The sequence below is a fragment of the Sphingomonas sp. MA1305 genome (assembly GCF_016107325.1).
Lineage (GTDB): Bacteria > Pseudomonadota > Alphaproteobacteria > Sphingomonadales > Sphingomonadaceae > Sphingomonas.
On sequence record NZ_RCVT01000001.1, the window covers coordinates 699,373 to 715,071 of the forward strand.

Here is a 15,699-nt window from a genome sequence, read left to right on the forward strand (position 1 = left end):
AAAGCGGCAAAAACGGCGGTAACCCTGCTTTTTGGCCATTAACCGCTTCATATGCGCAGGGCCGCAGTCTTCCAACGATGTTCACCCCCCGTTTCGGGAAAACACCCCCGTTTACCCTCAATGGCTTAGCCGATTTCAGGAAAACATGCGGCGAGCTTTTCACATTAACTTCGGAGCGCCCGCATGGCCTACGCTGAAGGCACCACCGTGCCGGTCGAAAAGTCGATCGCCGAGATCGTCTCGCTGGTGAAGCGAGCCGGCGCCGACCGCGTCGCGCAATATGAGGAACCCGAGCGCTTCACGATCCAGTTCGCGATGGAGGGGCGCCAGGTCCGTTTCCGTGTCGGCCTGCCCGCCGCCGCCGATATGCCGACGCGAGATGGGCGAGGAGCGATGCTGTCGAACGCCCAGCGAATCGCCCGGGCCCAGCAGGCTCACCGGCAGAAGGCGAGGGCGCTGCTGCTAGTGATCAAGGCGAAGCTGGAGAGCGTGACCAGCGGCGTCGAGACGTTCGAACAGGCCTTCCTGCCGAACGTCGTGATGGCCGACGGTGCCACCGTCTATGACCGCATCGCTGCCCCGATCGCGACCGAATACGAGAGCGGCATGCCAGCTCAACTGCTTCTTGCGGGGCCGGGAGGCGCGCGTAGCTGAGGAGAAATCGCGGCGTCTCGCGGGATAGCCACCCCCGCTTAAATTCATCAACCGCCTGATAAGGGCATAAGCGCTAACGCAAAAACGCCGCCCTAGCGGACGGCGTTTGAGTTCGCGCGAAACGCTTTATGATCGTTGATCAACCACCGGTATTCATATGCGCGTCCTCCATGATGACGACCGTAACCAACCCCATTTGGGCCACATCGTTCCACCGCTCAAGGGGTTGGTGTAACCTAAGATACGTCTTTATATAAAACAACCTGGCCTGCTGCAATGGCTATCAGATGCACCCATGGCTGAAGAGCGTTAAGGTTTCGTGAAGTAGGCATAATAACCGAAGCGCTTTTGAAATCTCTACCGTGCGAAAGAGCATTCCTAATGTCGCGGATGGATTTGGTAAAGGTCTCGACACCCTTGGGAATGAATGTGGATTCCTTAGTCGTCGGCGCAATTATCGCCTTTAATACGTAACCCCCATCAAATTTTACGTCTTTGCTGAAGGCTGAAATGTTTTCCTTAATTCCTGTCCAAAGTATCTTTGGATCAATTACATCCTGCATCAACTGGGAAAATTTAGCATATTCGTCAAGCTTTGACATCTGAAAGGCTGACATCAGCTTTTCAGTGGTTGCACCAATATCATCGGCAGCATCGGGCGATGCTAAAATCCGCTTCAAGGCGAGGCGGGCTGAGCTTTCAATGTAGAAAAATGAAGTGTATTCGATAATCCGATAGTAATACTGAAAACGCCGGGCTGCATCCCCGCCGCTCGACGCTTCCCAAAAGCTTAGAAGGTTGTTGTCAAGCTTTTTACCCTTTATCGTCCCCGGAAACTTTCCGGATATATAGCGATATTTTGGCTGCGGCTTGTCAGTGGTAGATTCTTGATGCAGCGCTACTATCGGGCCTTCGTTATCATAGTAGCTAAGATAGAAGTTTAAGTTATTAATAAACTCAACAGTTTTCTCATCATCCCAGTCTATATTGTCTATCCAAAAAGAAATTGGCTGAGATATAGAGGTGTCTTGGGCCTTATCGGAGTTTTGGCTTCTAACATATGCTCGAATGGACTGCATATTTCTGAAGCTAGTGTTAGACATTTTCAACGACGCAAATACTTTTGCAATTTCGAGAAGGCGATCGCTCGATCTGCCGAAAGAGCAATTATGAGCACTGCCTTCATAAGAGTATTTAAACGAGCGCTGAGCAACGATTTTTTGATTATCTGGCAGCTCGTAAGCGGTCCAAATAACCTCTAATCGTCGGCTATCGCGGTGATACAGCGCTGATAATCGCGCTGGGAGGATAACCGCATTAAGCGCATCGCATAAAGCAGTGCTAAGATCGGTGATATTGAACGCTATAGATTTGTCCCCCCAAGGCTGTTCTATAGCTCGAAATATCTTCGGCTCGGTACCGAATTCTCTGATGGAAGCACTAGGGTTTGCAGTTAAAAAAGGCTCAAGGCTTTTGCGCGCCGCTGCAAGATCCGCCGAGTCCAATTTCGCCTTTTCGGCCATAACGATACCCCCAATTGATCATCGTGGGTATCGTGATGATTGGCAAAAGCCAAGATCAACAATAGTGCTTTTGCACTGCGTGAAGCACGCATCGTGGTGCCACGCTATGACAATGAGTCGATAAACATGTGCGGCGCAAAGCGCTGCCGCCTCGTCCGCCGCGGCCGGAGCCGATAACGCTAATGCGGCAATGGTAGCGCCGCCTGAAGCGGTGGCTGCGCGTGATGCGCGAGGAGATCTGACGGGCGGGTGCTAGCCGCCGCGGCAGGCAGCGCCGTTTCATCAAGATGAACAGGTCGCCAATCGTTCAGCAACATAGGCGGGCTATGATGTCCGTATGTTGTCTGAAGCTGATCATCTGCGGGAGCAGGCTGCGCGGTATCGGGATCTGGCGAAGGGATTCGCTGGCACGGGCATCGCTGCGACCCTGATACAAATGGCCGAGGAACTCGAAGCGCGGTGTGCGGTGATCGAGTCACGCCTCCGCGTCGATTTGGCACAACCTGATGCGCCGACCATTTAGCGCGGATCGAATGTCGCATTGCAGCACTATGACAGATCCTAGTCAGGGGACCTGCAATGCCGCGTTTCTTTTTCCATACCGAAACAGATAAGCGGTTCACCGATATGGAAGGGACGGAATTTCCCACTTTTCGTGAGGCGAGGCATGATGCGATCCGCTTGTCGGGCGTCTTGCTCAAGGATGCACCGGAGAGTTTTTGGGGGTCTCGCCCCTGGTCAATTACGGTGACAGACGCGGTCGGCCTTATCCTGTGGACGCTGGAGATTGACGGGCAGACTTCACCGGCTGGGCAAGCCTTGGAGAAGCCGCGGCCGTCCAAAAGCGGCGAGATGTCATAGGGCTGGCGCGGCCGTCTCGTTTGGCTACGATGTCGGCATGATCAGCTGGGCCACAACCGATCCTGCCATCCTCATCATGTGGACGGACAAGCAGCTGCTGGACGCGTACCAGCGGACGTCAGGGGAAGCGGGCGACCCAGAGGTCGAGGCGCTGCTCGCGGAGATGCAGCGGCGCGATCTCGACATCTGATGTGCAATCGTGCGCGCTTCGCCGGCGAACCTGAGACGCTGTTCGAGCGCTTCGGCGCCGGATGGGCGCAGGACGTCGTCCGACCCAATAAAGACCCCCAGGAGCTTTTCCCGAAGTCGAAGGCCTTCGTGGTTCGCGAGGAGCGGGGGAAGCGGGCCGTGGACGTGATGCTCTGGGACGTCCTCGGCGGCGGGGCAAAATGGCCGATGACCAACGTCCGCAACCTCGGGCTGAAGCAGTGGCAGGCGCTTGCTGCTGATCCGGAAAAACGATGTTTGGTGCCGGTGACCGAGTTCTGCGAGTGGACGCCCGATCTGCACCAGGTCGGCGAGGGGAAGCCGATCAAGGGCGAGATGTGGTTCGCCGTCCCCGCGCAGCCGGTTTTTGCGATCGCGGGATTTTGGCAGGTGACCGCCAAGGGGCGCAGCTTTGCGATGGTCACTTGCGATCCGAACGAACTGGTCGCGCCGATCCACCCGAAAGCCATGGTGACGATCCTGCACGAGGCTGATTGGGACCGGTGGCTGCGCGGCAGCTACGACGATGTCGTTTCGCTCCAGCAGCCGTTCCCAGCGACCGGGATGACAGTCCGAGGCCCGGTTTTCCCGACCCGGAAGTGATCCGGCTATAATAGGTCTGCCGGGACTGATGCGGGTGCACCGGGCTGATGGTGAGCAGGGGACAGCCAACAGCCTATCTGCCGTTGGCCGGAAGCGACCCCCTCTTGCCCACCCCGGCCCCCCACCGATCTGCTTGAGAACAAATGCGGAACGGAATACCATCCGGCATCGAATCGAGTCGGAGGACAGACGATGCAGACTGGTCTGGATCGCTATGGAGAACCGCGCCCGGCGTTCGGCGCATGGCTGCTGCAGCAGGTGGATCGCGAGGGGCCGGTCGGCGAACTGGTCGCCGCGGCGAAAGCAGATCGGCGCTTCCCGCGTGCGGGCGGACCGGACGACGTGCGCAAGCACCTCAACGACATGCAGGCTAGCGGCGAGATGTTCGAGGCGGTCGATGACGCCGAGATTGACTGGTGCTGCTACTGATGTCGTCCCCGCAACAGAACCTGCGGCAGCTCGCCGCCGATCGCGGTGAAAGCCTCGCCAATCTCTCTGCCGTGATCGGCCGCAATGCCGCCTATCTGCAGCAGTTCGTCGCGCGTGGGTCGCCACGGCGCCTGGATGATGACGACCGGCTGTTCCTGGCCCAGCATCTGAACGTCAGCGAGCGCCTCCTCGGCGCGCGCGACCCGTGGGAACCATGCGGCTGACGCGCAAGCAGCTGGCATTTCGAGCGCTGGTTGCGCTGGAAGAGGTTGCCGATCAGGTCAGGTCCGGTGAGGTCGTGCCCCGCAGCCATCAGCTGCGTTTCCTGCTGGCGTTCCTGCATCATATCGCGACGCCAGACGAGCATAACGTCGGCGACCGCGCGCCGTTCGACGCCTTCTGGCGCGCCGCTACCCGCAATGATCCCGGCACCGGGATCGCGCACGCTCATCAGAACGGGCGAGGCGGGGACGTCGGAACGGCGATCACCGCCATATCCAGACGAATTGGATTGCCGATCACGATCGATATGGGGGTAGCGATCGCGCACGCGCTCCGCGGTCGACCGCCGCACGCGCACCAAGATCACGACGATCAGGTGCGCCGTGTTCTCGAGATGATTGCGAGATCGTGATGGCGCGCTGTCGTCTATGCACCAGCAACGATGATGAGGCGTTGATCGAGCACCTTGCCGAGAAGCTATGGGACAGCCGGATCGAGCGGATGGAAGGTCCGCTGCCGTGGGATCAAGCCGGTGCGACGTGGCAGGCTGCATTCCGCGAGTTGGCCGTTGCGGCGCGACAGGCGCTCACGGCAGAGTAGCGTCGGTTAATGTGCCGAAATTGCACGTTTCAAAATGGTTCCATGTCGAGCGTATCTTTTGCGTGAACGCGAGATTAACCCGGGCCTCAGCCTCGCTCCTCTGCGTGGCACCTCAGGGGACACAACATGAAGCATCTCTTCACCTTGGCAGCAGCAGGCGCAGCACTTGCGATCGCAGCTCCGGCGTCGGCCACAACGTCAATCAATTTCGAGACGACCCCCAGTGGTGCCTCCACGACCGCAGGTAGCGCGGTCGGTTCGACTTACAGCTCCCTCGGCATCAACTTCACCGGCGCAAGTTTCGTCCAATGCGGTGGCGGGTGCCCGGCGCCGGCTTATGGCATGTTCATCGCGGGAGCGAACTTCACAAGCCCGATCACTGCAACTTTGACTACATTGGCCGACGCGTTCAGCTTTGCGAACGTGAGCTCCTCGAGCGGTACGGCAAATGCCTATGGCGCGACTGGCAATCTCCTGCAGTCGATCAACTTTTCCGATTTCCCATCGACGTATTCGTTCGCGGTTACCGGAATCAAGTCGGTCACGTTTAGCGGCCCTCAGTACGGGGTCGACAACTTCTCGTTCAACGCAACCGCGGCCGTTCCTGAGCCCGCCACTTGGGCGCTGATGATCCTCGGTATGAGCGCAGTTGGCTTTGCGATGCGTCGCCGCAAGAACGTCAACATGACCGTTCGTTTCGCCTGATCTGACCCCTCTGGTCAGGCTGAGAGGAGCCGCCGTCCGAGCAAGGGGCGGCGGCTTTCCTATGTCTGCGGCCGCGCGTGCTATCGCGCGGAGAATGTCCAGCGCAGGCCCTCGCCGCGGATGCGCTCTACGGGGCAAGGGTATGGCGACGCCGCGAAGATGCGCCGCGCTTGATAGAGCGCAACGTCGATAAGCCGGTTCGGCCGAAGGGCATCGGACCCTATCCGCTCCGCCAGCACATCGAATGACAGCGTTCGGCCGCGCGCCTGCATGACGCTGCCGAGCACCTCCCGCACCTGCGGCCGGCACTGCACCGGCTCCCCGTCGATGAGGAAGGCCGGACAGGTGGGGTCATAGGTGAACGGACCGTCGGTGATCAGCTGCTCGCGCTCAAGGTTATAGCCGCAGGACGGGCAGATGCAGGAGCGCGTCATGGCCCGAACGCGATCGCAGTCAGGCGAATATAGGACGAGCTGCCGGCGAAGCCGACGGACGGCTGCGCGGTCGCGGGGAGGGTGGCGACGGTGTAGACGGTCGGGCCGCCGTCGAAGTTGGTGAAGTTGCCGCTCGCGATGGTGGTGCCGCCGTCGTTGTTCGTCAGCGTGGCAGGGCCGCTGTTTGCATTGCCGATGTCGTTGATCGCGAACCGCAGCGCGAGGCCGTTGGCCGGCAGCGTCAGCGTGTTCGTCATGGTCACGCTGGTGTCGTTGCCGGGTCCGAACGTCTGCTCGAAATACTGCGTCGGCGTGCCGTTCGCGCCCTTGATGAAGATTGGAATGAAGCCCTGGATGATCAGCGCCGTCGGCGAGGTCGTGCGCGTGAAGACGATGCTGTAATCGGAGGCGTCGGCCGGGATGTCGCCCAGCCACACGCTCGAGGCGGTGTTGCTGCCCTGCTTGGTGAGGGGAATGTCGGCTTGGCCGCTGCGCTTGACGACGATGGTGTTGGGCGCGCGGTCGTAATCGGACTTCACGAACAGCGCGAGGCGTCCGGCCTGCAGCGCCTGGTTGGCGACGGTCTGAGTCGCGCCGCCCGAGTTCTGGAAATAACCGGGCGTACCAGCCGCATAGGTGACCGACCCGCCACCGCCGACGTCGTCGTTGACGATCGTGCCGGTCGCGGTTGCCGAGGTGATGTTGCCGGCGGTCTGCGCATTGCTGAGCGTCACGGTGAAGGTCTCGTCCGGCTCCTGGCCGGTGTCGCCCTGGATCGGCACGTTGATCGTCTTGCTGCTCTCGTTCGCCGCGAAGGCGAGGGTGCCCGACGGGAAGACACCGCCGACGAAGTCGCTGGCGTTCGCCGGGTGCGTGCCGCTGCCGGTCACCGCCCAATCGACGGTGCCCGTACGCGTCAGGGCGCCGGTGCGGGTGACCGCGGCGGTGGGCGACTATTCCGCCCGCGCCGCGGCGCTGCGCCCCATCGTCCTCACCAACACCAGAGAGGTCATGTCCTATGCGGCGACACCTGCCGGCGCTGCTCTGTGCCGCGCTGCTGAGCGCGTGCGGCTCGTCGACGGGCTCGACGCGGCCCTCTTTCCTCCCGCCTCCGCCGGCCCCGCCAGCGGCAGCGCTGCAGCCGTGCCTGCCGACGCCACAGGCGCGCCAGCCGGACGGTAGCGCCACCGCGGCCGATGACGACGCGACGATCCGTCAGGGCCGCCTCGATCTCCGCGCCTGCGACGACAAGCGCCGCCTCCTGCTCGACGCGTGGCCGCGCTGACCCCCCGTTCAACACCGAAGGACCACCACCATGGCGAACAAGCTCTACCCCAAATACAAGCAGGCGCTGCTGACCGCAGGCGTGAACCTGGTCAGCGGCACCGTGAAGGCGCAGCTGGTCGACACCAGCACCTATACCTATTCCGACACGCACCAATTCCTGTCGGACGTGCCCGCAGCCGCGCGCTACGGCACCGCAGCGACGCTGGCGAACAAGACCGTGGTCAACGGCCTGTTCGATGCCGACGACGCCCTCTTCACCTCCGTGCCGGCGGGCTCCAGCGGCTCGACCGACAAGGAAGAGGCGATCATCCTCTACCTCGACACCGGCACCGCCAGCACCTCCCAGCTGATCTACTACATCGACACGGCGACCGGTCTCCCGGTGACGCCGAACGGCGGCAATATCGTCGTCTCCTGGGACGCCAACGGCATCTTCCAGCTCTGACCTCCTGCCAGGAATAGCCCGATGCCGATCCAGAGCGTGCCCCCGATCGCGGCGGGCTATTCCTATCGTGTGCGCCTGCAGGTGACTGGCGAGGACCCCGTGTTCCCCGTCGGCTGCCGGCTGCGCGCGCAGGTGCGGCCCTATGTCGGCTCGCCTGACGTGGCCGGCACCCTCACTACCGAGAATGGCGGCATCACCCGCATCGACGACAGCACCGTCGAGCTCGACCTGCCGGAAAGCCTGACCGGCAACATCGGCAATGATGCCGCGTGGCTCGACCTTGCCCGGGCGGACCTCGACCCTGACGAATGGATCCCGGTGCAGATCAAGCTGCCGGTCGTGGTGCCCGTCACAGAGCCGGAGGCGTGATGAGGACGATTGTCGTCGCGCCGCTGCGCAAGCCGACGCAGATCATCGCCAGCGGCGGCTTGACGGCGGTTCTGCTGCCCGCTCCGCCCCGCGATGCGAGCAACCTGCTGACGATCCGCCTTGCTCGTCTCGCCACGGGCGTCGCGCTGTTCACGCCCGTGCTGACCGCTGGGCCGGTGACGGTCGCACCGACCGCGCTCGGCAGCAGTGTCGCCGCCTTTCCGCCGCGCGTGATCGCCGCGAGCACCGCCATCCTGCCACCTGCGCTCCTGTCGACCGGAGTCCCTTTCGCGCCCGGCGTCCAGCCTGGCGGGATGACGGTGCAGCCGCCCCTGCGTGACAGCAACGCAGCCATCTTCCCGCTGGTCGTCACAGCGCCTGCCGCCGGTTCGATCCTGCCGCCTCTTCTGCCGTCCTCGTCAACCTCGCCCTCGCCGGCCGTGCAACCCGGCGGCGTGGGGGTCGCGCCGACGCTCCTTGCCTCGGCTGCCGCCTTCTATGCGCCCGTCGTGCAGACGGTAGGCGCCGGCAGCATCCTCGTTGATTTGCTGCCGTCGACCGTCGCGCCCTACCCGCCAGCGGTCACGGCAGGCGCGGTAACGGTGTCACCGCCGGCGCTGCCAGCCGGCGGGCAGCAGTTCGCGCCATCGGTGCAGCCGGGAGCCGCGACCGTCGCGCCGCCCGCGCTGGCGACCACCGCCAGCTTCTATGCGCCGTCCGTCCTACCTGGGGTGGCCACCGTTGCGCCACCCGCAGCGGCCTCGAGCGTTGTCCTGCGCGCGCCGGCGGTGGTGCCGGGCACCGCCAGCATCGTTCCGGCACTGCTCGCCTCGACCTCCCTGACGCGCGCCCCGTCGGTCGCTGCCGGCGGCGGCAACAGCAGCTTGACCCCCACCACTGTCACGCTCGGCACCAGCTGGTACGGCGCCGGCAACCCGCCTTACAGCGGCTATTACATGGGCGCATACTATGCCACCCATCCCGACCGCACCCTCAACAACATGGCGCTCGGCGGCAGCGGGCTGGACTATCTCGAATCCCGAGTGCCCGACATCATCGCCGCGAAGCCGTACGTGGTGGTTCTTGAGGAAGGCCCCAACGACTTCATGGTCAACAACTCAGGCGGCCAAGTCTCGCAGGACGAGTTCTACGCCAACTACGTCGAGCGCTATCGCACGGTGATCGCTAACCTGAAGGAGGCGCTCCCCGGGGTCGCCGTTGCGGTCGAAACGATCACCGAGCGCCACGCCAGCGACGGCGAGGCGAATGGCATCAATGCGGAATACAACGCGCGGCGGCCAGCCTTCAACGATCAGATTCGCCAGTGGAAGGCGAGCGGTTTCATCGCCCAGGTGATCGACATCGGCGGCGATGCCGTCCTCGGCCGGGTCGGCGGGATGCAGATCGGTTCGCCGGAAAGCAACGACGGCCTCCACCTCTCCGAGGGCGGCGCCGACGCGGGCCATACCCTCGCCAAGCCAATCTTCGCTGCGGCGATGGACGCCCTCTACGCGGCGACGCCGCTCCCCGGATCCTCGGAAGGAACCTATGTGTCCGATTACGCACTGACCGGCTCGCCGAGCGTCACCGAAGGCAACAGCGGCACCGTCAATGCCGCCTTCACCGTCAGCGAGGAATGGGAAGGCGATGTGTCGGCCACCCTCCACCGCATCCTGACCGACGCGGGCATCATCGACGACGATACGGGCGCTATCGCAACCCTCGCCGCCAGCCCGGCCAATCATGCGGGCAGCGACATTCGGCCGGGCGAAAGCCTCGCCGACCGCGACCGTCGCATCTACGAACAGGGCCGGCGCGATGCGTGCGAAGATCACGGCATTGTGGCCAATCATGCGGGCAGCGTGGGGGAGGCGGCTGTAGACGTTGGAGCCCGCGCGCTGCATGAAGCCGAGGACAGCTGGAACGATTACGAGTGGGAGTATCTTCCTGAAACCGTCCAAGCCAGCTTTCGCGACCAAGCGCGGCATGTAATCCGCGCCCTTGCCGCTAGTTCTCTCAAATATGCGGAAAGTGGGCGGGAGGCAGAGGCATGAATCGGCTGCACCGAGTTGACGGCCCGCACTGCTATCGCCTGATGGCGGTCGAGATGCATGGAGAGCAGTGGATTGGCCAGACCGCCGGCGGCAATTCGCTGCTCAAGGACATCGCGGCTTACCGAAGCGCCATCTGCAAGCCGCTCTACGCTGTGTTCGTACGACCGGTCATCGACAGCCGCGCTGCACAGGAGAAGGGGGCATGAACCTCCGCATCCTCAAGAAACTGTCGAAGCGGGCGGCACCATACCTGCCACTGCTTGGCGACAACCGCGAGCAGTTCCTGCCCGAGGCGGGTGACAATTACCATGGAATATTCATCCGGGCGCGCAAACACTGGGAGCGCTGCCCCAGCGTGCACACCGATTGCATGCGTCAGGGCGAATACGTCATAAAGCCCAAGGGTCGCGCGGGTACCCGCTGGCCTTTCGTAAAAGTGTATCCCCCGTCACATCCATGGCACGGCACCGTCATGGTCGGTGCGATGAGCGGCTATTACGAGCCGGAGTGGGATGAGGAATGCGCCTGGGCTGCTCTGGCCACGCTGGTTCGCTACCATTTCTACGATTGGGACGATGATGGCCCGATCTCGACGCGCCGCATCCGCACACCGCGCGACGTGTTCCGCGCAGCCGACGACATGCTTGCCGAAAGGCTCGCCGCATGACCCTGAACCACGACGTAGCCGCGGTAGCGCGGGAAAACGCAGCGCTGCGGATGTTGCTTAAGCCGTTTGCGGAGGCAGCCGAGGACTTGGACGACAATCATCCTGACCGGGCTGACATATGGGAATCCGGAGCGGCTATGAGCATCACCGCAGGCGACCTTCGCGCCATCCGCGCCCACCTGAAGGAGCAGGAACGGTGATGCCGCCATTCGTTTGCGAGGTCGTGCGCGTGCACGATGGCGATGGACCGCTGTGGTGCCGCACCGGCGAGAAGATCCGCGTCGCCGGCATCCAGGCGCCGGACTTCACGTCCGCCGAGCCCTGCCACCGCCCGGCCGCGCGGCGCGCCGCCTATACCTGTGATGACGTCGCCGCGGAACGCGCGCGGCTGATCGTCTCGCGCCTGACGCTCAATCGACGCCTGACCTGCCAGCCGGTCGGTACCAGCTACAAGCGCATCGTCGCCCGCTGCACGCTGCCGGACGGCCGGTCGCTGTCCTGCGCTGCCATTGCTGCCGGGGCTGCTGTCCGGTGGGATCGGTATTGGCGGCAGTACCACATGGGGGAATGCCGGTGAGGCCGTGGGCTCGCACCATGAAGCGCGCGAGCGCCGCCGCGTACCTCGAGCTGTCGCCAGCCGAGTTCGAGCGCGAGGTCGCCGCCGGACGGCTGCCGCAGCCGTTCCGCCTCGGCAATCACGAGCATTGGTCGAAGGACGCGATCGACAAGGCCATCGCGCGCCTGTCGGGTGAGCAGGTCGCCAGCTGGCGCGACAGGTCGGGGCTCTATGGCCAAACCGGGTAAGCCGCTCCCCTACATCAAGACCGTGCGGTCGCGGGGGAAGGTGTACGAGTATTTCGTCACCGGAAAGGTCGAGGGCGGAAAGCCGGTCCTCCGCCGGCTGCCCGCGCGGCAGGACATCGCTTTCGGCCGCGCCTATGCCGGCATGGTCGCGGCGCGGCACGCACGCGAGAGTGCGCCGTCGGCGATCGTCATGAGCGACCTGATCCGCGCCTATCAGCTGACCCCGTCGTTCAAGAACCGCGCTCAGCGCACGCAGTCGACCTACGTCACGTACATGCGGGTGGTCGAGGAGGAGATGGGCAACGCGCCGGTCAGCGAAGTCGAGCGCCGCGACGTGCAGGCGCTGCTCGACAAGATGCAGGATCGACCAGGCGCCGCGAACATGGTGCTCGCCGTCTTGCGCAACATGTTCAAGATCGCCCTGAAACGGGAGTGGGTGAACGCGGACCCGACGCGCGACGTCGAATTCGTCGAGCGAGGCGACGCCACTCATGAGCCATGGCCGGAGCAGCTGCTCATGCTCGCGCTCGCCGACCCGAAGGTCAGCCTGCCGACGGCGCTGCTCTACTACACCGCGCAGCGGATCGGCGACGTCTGTCAGATGCGGTGGGATGCAATCCAAGACGGCTATCTGGTGGTGACGCAGCAGAAGACGGGCAAGGTGCTCGAGATACGCGTGCACGCCGCTCTGGCGAAGCTGCTGGAGACGGCCCCGCGGGACGCGCCGACGATCATGCACCGCCGCGGCAAGCCGCTACGGCCGGAAACGCTGCGCAAGAGGCTCCAGGCCTGGGCCGCGAATCACGAGGCGGAGATCGTTGCGCACGGGCTGCGCAAGAATGCCGTCAACGCGTTGCTTGAGGCCGGATGCTCGGTCGGCGAGACCGCCGCGATCAGCGGACAGTCGCTGGCGATGGTTGAGCACTACGCTCGTCGCCGGAACAACCGGAAGCTCGGAAGCGCCGCGATCGCTCGCTGGGAAGGCGCGGAACATGCGTAGAACGTGGAAAACGTCAGGAAAACATGGCCGAAACCGCAGGTTTTGGGCTTCCCCAGCATTAACCGCTTCTTAGCCCGGCTCTGGCACCTCTGGCGCGTAAATTCACGCGGTTCAATTTTCCAAGGGGGCCTATGCGCGTTCTCGCGATGGCATCGCAAAAGGGCGGTTCGGGCAAGACGACCTTGTCCGGACACCTCGCCGTTCAGGCACAGATGGCGGGCCACGGCCCGGTCGTCCTGATCGACATCGATCCGCAGGGATCGCTGGCGGATTGGTGGAATGAGCGGACCGCCGAATTTCCGGCCTTCGCCCAGACCACCGTCGCGCGGCTCGCCGCCGACCTGGAGGTGCTGCGCCAGCAGGGCTTCAAGCTGGCGATGATCGACACGCCGCCGGCGATCACCATGGCCATTCAGAGCGTCATCAACGTCGCCGAGCTGGTGGTGGTGCCGACCCGGCCCAGCCCGCACGACCTGCGTGCCGTCGGCGCCACCGTCGATTTGTGCGACCGCGCGGGCAAGCCGCTGATCTTCGTCGTCAACGCCGCGACGCCCAAGGCGCGGATCACCAGCGACGCCGCGGTCGCGCTGTCGCAGCATGGCACCGTCGCGCCAATCACATTGCATCAGCGGACCGATTTTGCCGCCTCGATGATCGACGGGCGTACCGTGATGGAGGTCGACCCGTCGGGCCGATCCGCCGCCGAGGTCGGCGCCTTGTGGACCTATATCGCCGACCGGCTGGAGAAGAATTTCCGGCGTACCGTCTTTTCGGTGCCGAGTGCCGGCAACGGCTTTGCCGGGCGTACGCCGGCCGGCGGCTTCGGCCGCCGCGTGGTTGGAGGCTGAGCCCGATGTTCGGCAACGGATCGAAGCCGATGGCGTCGCTGTCGTCCGGGCTGCTCGCCCGCAAAGGGCAGGCGCGACCGGCGATGCGCAGCCAAGGGTTCAGCGGCTTCGGCGGCGTCGCCCAGGGCTTGGACGACCTCGGCTGGAACGACATGGGCGATGCCGCTGCGGCGGCGATGCCCGTCGCACCTGAACCGGTGCCGGCACCGACACCAGCCGCGGCGCCCGTGGCCGCCGCGTTGCCGGCCGTCGACGCGCCGTCATCAGCCAGCGAGACGATCCCGCCGGTGCTGGTCGAGCGCGAGCGGCTCGAGGCGGCGGTGGCGCCGCCACCCGTCGTCAAGTCGGTGTCCGTCGCGACGGCAACGCGCCTGCGCCGCGAAACGCAACATGCCGGCAAGGCCGCCTTCACGCTGCGCGTGGACGCCAACCGCCATCTGCGGCTCCGCATCGCCTCGGCGATCACCAACCGATCGTCGCAGGATCTGGTGACCGAAGCGCTCGACGCCTTGATCGGCGCGATCCCGGAAGTCGATGCGCTGGTCGCGCAGCTTCCGCCCGCGCGCAAGACGCGCTGATTTCCCTGGGGGGACGTTCGATGAACAGCCGTGCACTAGTTTCACTCAGCCTGTCGGCGCTGCTGCTCGGCGGCTCGATGGTCGGCTGTACCGACCGCAGCAGCCATGTCGCCTCCGCGGGCGATCACGATGCGGCGCGGGCGGCCAAACAGGCGCGGCGCCAGAACGACAAGGCGGTGCGCGCCCTTGCCGACAACGACAGCGCGACGGCGGTCCGCTTCGCCGAGGCGGCGGTGGCACTGACGCCGCGCGACGCCGGCTATCGGATGGTGCTCGCGCAAAGCTATCTGCGTGCCGGTCGCTTCGCCTCGGCGCGGGCGGCTTTCGCCGATGTGCTGGAACTGACGCCCGGCAACGGCAAGGCGGCGCTCAACCTGGCGCTCGCCCAGATCGCCGGCGGCGACTGGGTCGCGGCGCGGGCGACGCTGGCGGCGCACAGCGACACCATTGCCGGTGTCGACCTCGGTCTCGCGACGACGCTGGCGGGCGATCCGGCGGGCGGCATCGCCATCCTCACCCCGCTCGCCCGTTCAGGCCAGGGCAATGCCAAGATCCGGCAGAATCTGGCGTTGAGCTATGCGCTTGCCGGCCAGTGGCAGATGGCCCGGGTCGTTGCCGCGGCGGACATGTCGCCGGCCGACGTCGACGCGCGGATCGAACAATGGGCCGCCTTCGCGCAGCCGAAAGCCGCCTCGCAACAGGTCGCCAGCCTGCTGGGCGTGACGCCGGTCGCCGATGCCGGCCAGCCGGTCGCGCTGGCGCTCAATGCGCCGGTGCCGGTGGCACCGCTGCCCGCGGCGCCGGTGGTCGAAACGGCGGCGGTTGCCGCTCCGGTCCCCGTACCCGCCGCCGTGGCGGCGCCGGTCGCCAAGACGGTGCTGGTCGACGTGCCGGTCCCGCCGGCAACGCCATTCCGTCCGGTCTTCGCCGCTGCCAAGGAGGTGGTGCAGCCACTGCCGCAGAATAGCGGCGCGGCGCAGGGCGTCGCCCGTTACGCGGCAACGCCGTCGTCGCTGATCCGTAGTCCACGTGGCCCGATCAAGGTCGCCCTCACACCGCATGCTGTCGTGCCGATGCCAGCCGGATCGGGCGATTGGTACGTGCAGCTGGGTGCGTTCAGCAACGTCGGTATCGCCAAGGCCGGCTGGACCCGCGCGACCGAGCGGTTCGCTGCGCTGTCAGGTCATCAGCCGACCGGCGCACGGGTCGCGGCCAAGGCTGGCAACCTCTACCGCCTGTCGGTCGGCGGCTTCGACCGTGACTCGGCGGAGCGAATGTGCCGCGACTATCGCGCCAAGGGCGGCGCCTGTTTCGTCCGCCGCGAGGCCGGCGACCAGATGGCGCAGTGGCTGCGCGCGCCGGTGCAGGTCGCGTCGCGCTGACGCGGTCGCGGGCCTGACGATCCGGGA

Annotated in this window: 26 protein-coding genes; 23 read left to right on the forward strand and 3 right to left on the reverse strand. The window is 64.6% G+C overall.

Going from position 1 to position 15,699, the window contains the following annotated elements; translation table 11 throughout:
- The first annotated feature begins 183 nt into the window (after nt 1-183).
- Nucleotides 184-654 carry a hypothetical protein gene (locus D9601_RS03550; RefSeq protein ID WP_198352531.1) on the forward strand — a complete coding sequence of 157 codons (471 nt, stop codon included), beginning with the start codon at nt 184-186 and terminating at the stop codon, nt 652-654.
- A gap of 236 nt (nt 655-890) precedes the next feature.
- Here D9601_RS03550 and D9601_RS03555 read toward each other — a convergent pair whose 3' ends face one another.
- The gene (locus tag D9601_RS03555; RefSeq protein ID WP_198352532.1) at nt 891-2,177 is read right to left on the reverse strand and encodes a hypothetical protein; all 1,287 of its coding nucleotides are present in this window, start codon (nt 2,175-2,177) and stop codon (nt 891-893) included.
- Nucleotides 2,178-2,514: 337 nt separating this feature from the next.
- Here D9601_RS03555 and D9601_RS03560 point away from each other — a divergent pair, with 337 nt between their 5' ends.
- From D9601_RS03560 to D9601_RS03600, 9 genes are all read left to right on the forward strand, one after another.
- Complete coding sequence (locus tag D9601_RS03560) at nt 2,515-2,700, forward strand: hypothetical protein (protein ID WP_198352533.1); 186 nt, start codon at nt 2,515-2,517, stop codon at nt 2,698-2,700.
- Nucleotides 2,701-2,756: 56 nt separating this feature from the next.
- Nucleotides 2,757-3,038 carry a DUF6894 family protein gene (locus D9601_RS03565; protein WP_198352534.1) on the forward strand — a complete coding sequence of 94 codons (282 nt, stop codon included), beginning with the start codon at nt 2,757-2,759 and terminating at the stop codon, nt 3,036-3,038.
- A gap of 37 nt (nt 3,039-3,075) precedes the next feature.
- Nucleotides 3,076-3,228 carry a hypothetical protein gene (locus D9601_RS03570; protein ID WP_198352535.1) on the forward strand — a complete coding sequence of 51 codons (153 nt, stop codon included), beginning with the start codon at nt 3,076-3,078 and terminating at the stop codon, nt 3,226-3,228.
- Nucleotides 3,228-3,848: an SOS response-associated peptidase family protein gene (locus D9601_RS03575; RefSeq protein WP_198352536.1), complete on the forward strand. Its 621-nt coding sequence runs from the start codon at nt 3,228-3,230 to the stop codon at nt 3,846-3,848. Before D9601_RS03570 ends, D9601_RS03575 begins: the two co-directional genes overlap by 1 nt.
- A 192-nt stretch (nt 3,849-4,040) precedes the next feature.
- The gene (locus D9601_RS03580; protein ID WP_198352537.1) at nt 4,041-4,277 is read left to right on the forward strand and encodes a hypothetical protein; all 237 of its coding nucleotides are present in this window, start codon (nt 4,041-4,043) and stop codon (nt 4,275-4,277) included.
- Nucleotides 4,277-4,501, forward strand: a complete 225-nt coding sequence (locus D9601_RS03585) for a hypothetical protein (protein WP_198352538.1) — start codon at nt 4,277-4,279, stop codon at nt 4,499-4,501. The genes D9601_RS03580 and D9601_RS03585 overlap by 1 nt, the downstream gene beginning before the upstream one ends.
- Complete coding sequence (locus D9601_RS03590) at nt 4,492-4,911, forward strand: hypothetical protein (RefSeq protein WP_198352539.1); 420 nt, start codon at nt 4,492-4,494, stop codon at nt 4,909-4,911. Before D9601_RS03585 ends, D9601_RS03590 begins: the two co-directional genes overlap by 10 nt.
- Before the next feature lie 41 nt (nt 4,912-4,952).
- Nucleotides 4,953-5,099, forward strand: a complete 147-nt coding sequence (locus tag D9601_RS03595; RefSeq protein ID WP_232473797.1) for a hypothetical protein — start codon at nt 4,953-4,955, stop codon at nt 5,097-5,099.
- Between the two features lie 126 nt (nt 5,100-5,225).
- Nucleotides 5,226-5,804, forward strand: coding sequence for a PEPxxWA-CTERM sorting domain-containing protein (locus tag D9601_RS03600; protein WP_198352541.1), 579 nt, complete (start codon nt 5,226-5,228; stop codon nt 5,802-5,804).
- Nucleotides 5,805-5,884: 80 nt separating this feature from the next.
- Here the strand turns inward: D9601_RS03600 and D9601_RS03605 are convergent, their stop codons facing one another.
- Together D9601_RS03605 and D9601_RS03610 are read right to left on the reverse strand one after the other, a co-directional pair.
- The gene (locus D9601_RS03605; RefSeq protein ID WP_198352542.1) at nt 5,885-6,238 is read right to left on the reverse strand and encodes a hypothetical protein; all 354 of its coding nucleotides are present in this window, start codon (nt 6,236-6,238) and stop codon (nt 5,885-5,887) included.
- Nucleotides 6,235-7,128 carry a Calx-beta domain-containing protein gene (locus D9601_RS03610; protein WP_198352543.1) on the reverse strand — a complete coding sequence of 298 codons (894 nt, stop codon included), beginning with the start codon at nt 7,126-7,128 and terminating at the stop codon, nt 6,235-6,237. Before D9601_RS03610 ends, D9601_RS03605 begins: the two co-directional genes overlap by 4 nt.
- 13 nt (nt 7,129-7,141) lie before the next feature.
- On the opposite strand from D9601_RS03610, the gene D9601_RS03615 reads away from it, so the two are divergent.
- From D9601_RS03615 to D9601_RS03675, 13 genes are all read left to right on the forward strand, one after another.
- Nucleotides 7,142-7,420, forward strand: coding sequence for a hypothetical protein (locus D9601_RS03615; RefSeq protein WP_198352544.1), 279 nt, complete (start codon nt 7,142-7,144; stop codon nt 7,418-7,420).
- Nucleotides 7,421-7,553: 133 nt separating this feature from the next.
- On the forward strand, nt 7,554-7,970 hold the full coding sequence (locus D9601_RS03620; protein WP_198352545.1) for a hypothetical protein: 417 nt from the start codon (nt 7,554-7,556) through the stop codon (nt 7,968-7,970).
- A 21-nt stretch (nt 7,971-7,991) separates the two neighbouring features.
- A complete protein-coding gene (locus D9601_RS03625) occupies nt 7,992-8,339 on the forward strand; it encodes a hypothetical protein (protein WP_198352546.1) in 348 nt (115 codons plus the stop codon).
- Entirely contained in the window at nt 8,339-10,393 is a 2,055-nt protein-coding gene (locus D9601_RS03630; RefSeq protein WP_198352547.1) for an SGNH/GDSL hydrolase family protein, read from the forward strand. Before D9601_RS03625 ends, D9601_RS03630 begins: the two co-directional genes overlap by 1 nt.
- A complete protein-coding gene (locus D9601_RS03635) occupies nt 10,390-10,599 on the forward strand; it encodes a hypothetical protein (protein WP_198352548.1) in 210 nt (69 codons plus the stop codon). Before D9601_RS03630 ends, D9601_RS03635 begins: the two co-directional genes overlap by 4 nt.
- Nucleotides 10,596-11,060, forward strand: coding sequence for a hypothetical protein (locus D9601_RS03640; RefSeq protein ID WP_198352549.1), 465 nt, complete (start codon nt 10,596-10,598; stop codon nt 11,058-11,060). The genes D9601_RS03635 and D9601_RS03640 overlap by 4 nt, the downstream gene beginning before the upstream one ends.
- Nucleotides 11,057-11,260: a hypothetical protein gene (locus D9601_RS03645; RefSeq protein ID WP_198352550.1), complete on the forward strand. Its 204-nt coding sequence runs from the start codon at nt 11,057-11,059 to the stop codon at nt 11,258-11,260. The genes D9601_RS03640 and D9601_RS03645 overlap by 4 nt, the downstream gene beginning before the upstream one ends.
- Nucleotides 11,260-11,637, forward strand: coding sequence for a thermonuclease family protein (locus D9601_RS03650; protein ID WP_198353360.1), 378 nt, complete (start codon nt 11,260-11,262; stop codon nt 11,635-11,637). The genes D9601_RS03645 and D9601_RS03650 overlap by 1 nt, the downstream gene beginning before the upstream one ends.
- A 17-nt stretch (nt 11,638-11,654) precedes the next feature.
- Entirely contained in the window at nt 11,655-11,864 is a 210-nt protein-coding gene (locus tag D9601_RS03655) for a hypothetical protein (protein WP_198352551.1), read from the forward strand.
- Nucleotides 11,848-12,864, forward strand: coding sequence for a tyrosine-type recombinase/integrase (locus tag D9601_RS03660; RefSeq protein ID WP_198352552.1), 1,017 nt, complete (start codon nt 11,848-11,850; stop codon nt 12,862-12,864). Before D9601_RS03655 ends, D9601_RS03660 begins: the two co-directional genes overlap by 17 nt.
- A gap of 131 nt (nt 12,865-12,995) precedes the next feature.
- The gene (locus D9601_RS03665) at nt 12,996-13,712 is read left to right on the forward strand and encodes a ParA family protein (RefSeq protein WP_198352553.1); all 717 of its coding nucleotides are present in this window, start codon (nt 12,996-12,998) and stop codon (nt 13,710-13,712) included.
- Between the two features lie 5 nt (nt 13,713-13,717).
- A complete protein-coding gene (locus tag D9601_RS03670; RefSeq protein WP_198352554.1) occupies nt 13,718-14,290 on the forward strand; it encodes a hypothetical protein in 573 nt (190 codons plus the stop codon).
- A 20-nt stretch (nt 14,291-14,310) separates the two neighbouring features.
- The gene (locus D9601_RS03675) at nt 14,311-15,672 is read left to right on the forward strand and encodes an SPOR domain-containing protein (RefSeq protein WP_198352555.1); all 1,362 of its coding nucleotides are present in this window, start codon (nt 14,311-14,313) and stop codon (nt 15,670-15,672) included.
- Nucleotides 15,673-15,699: the final 27 nt, after the last annotated feature.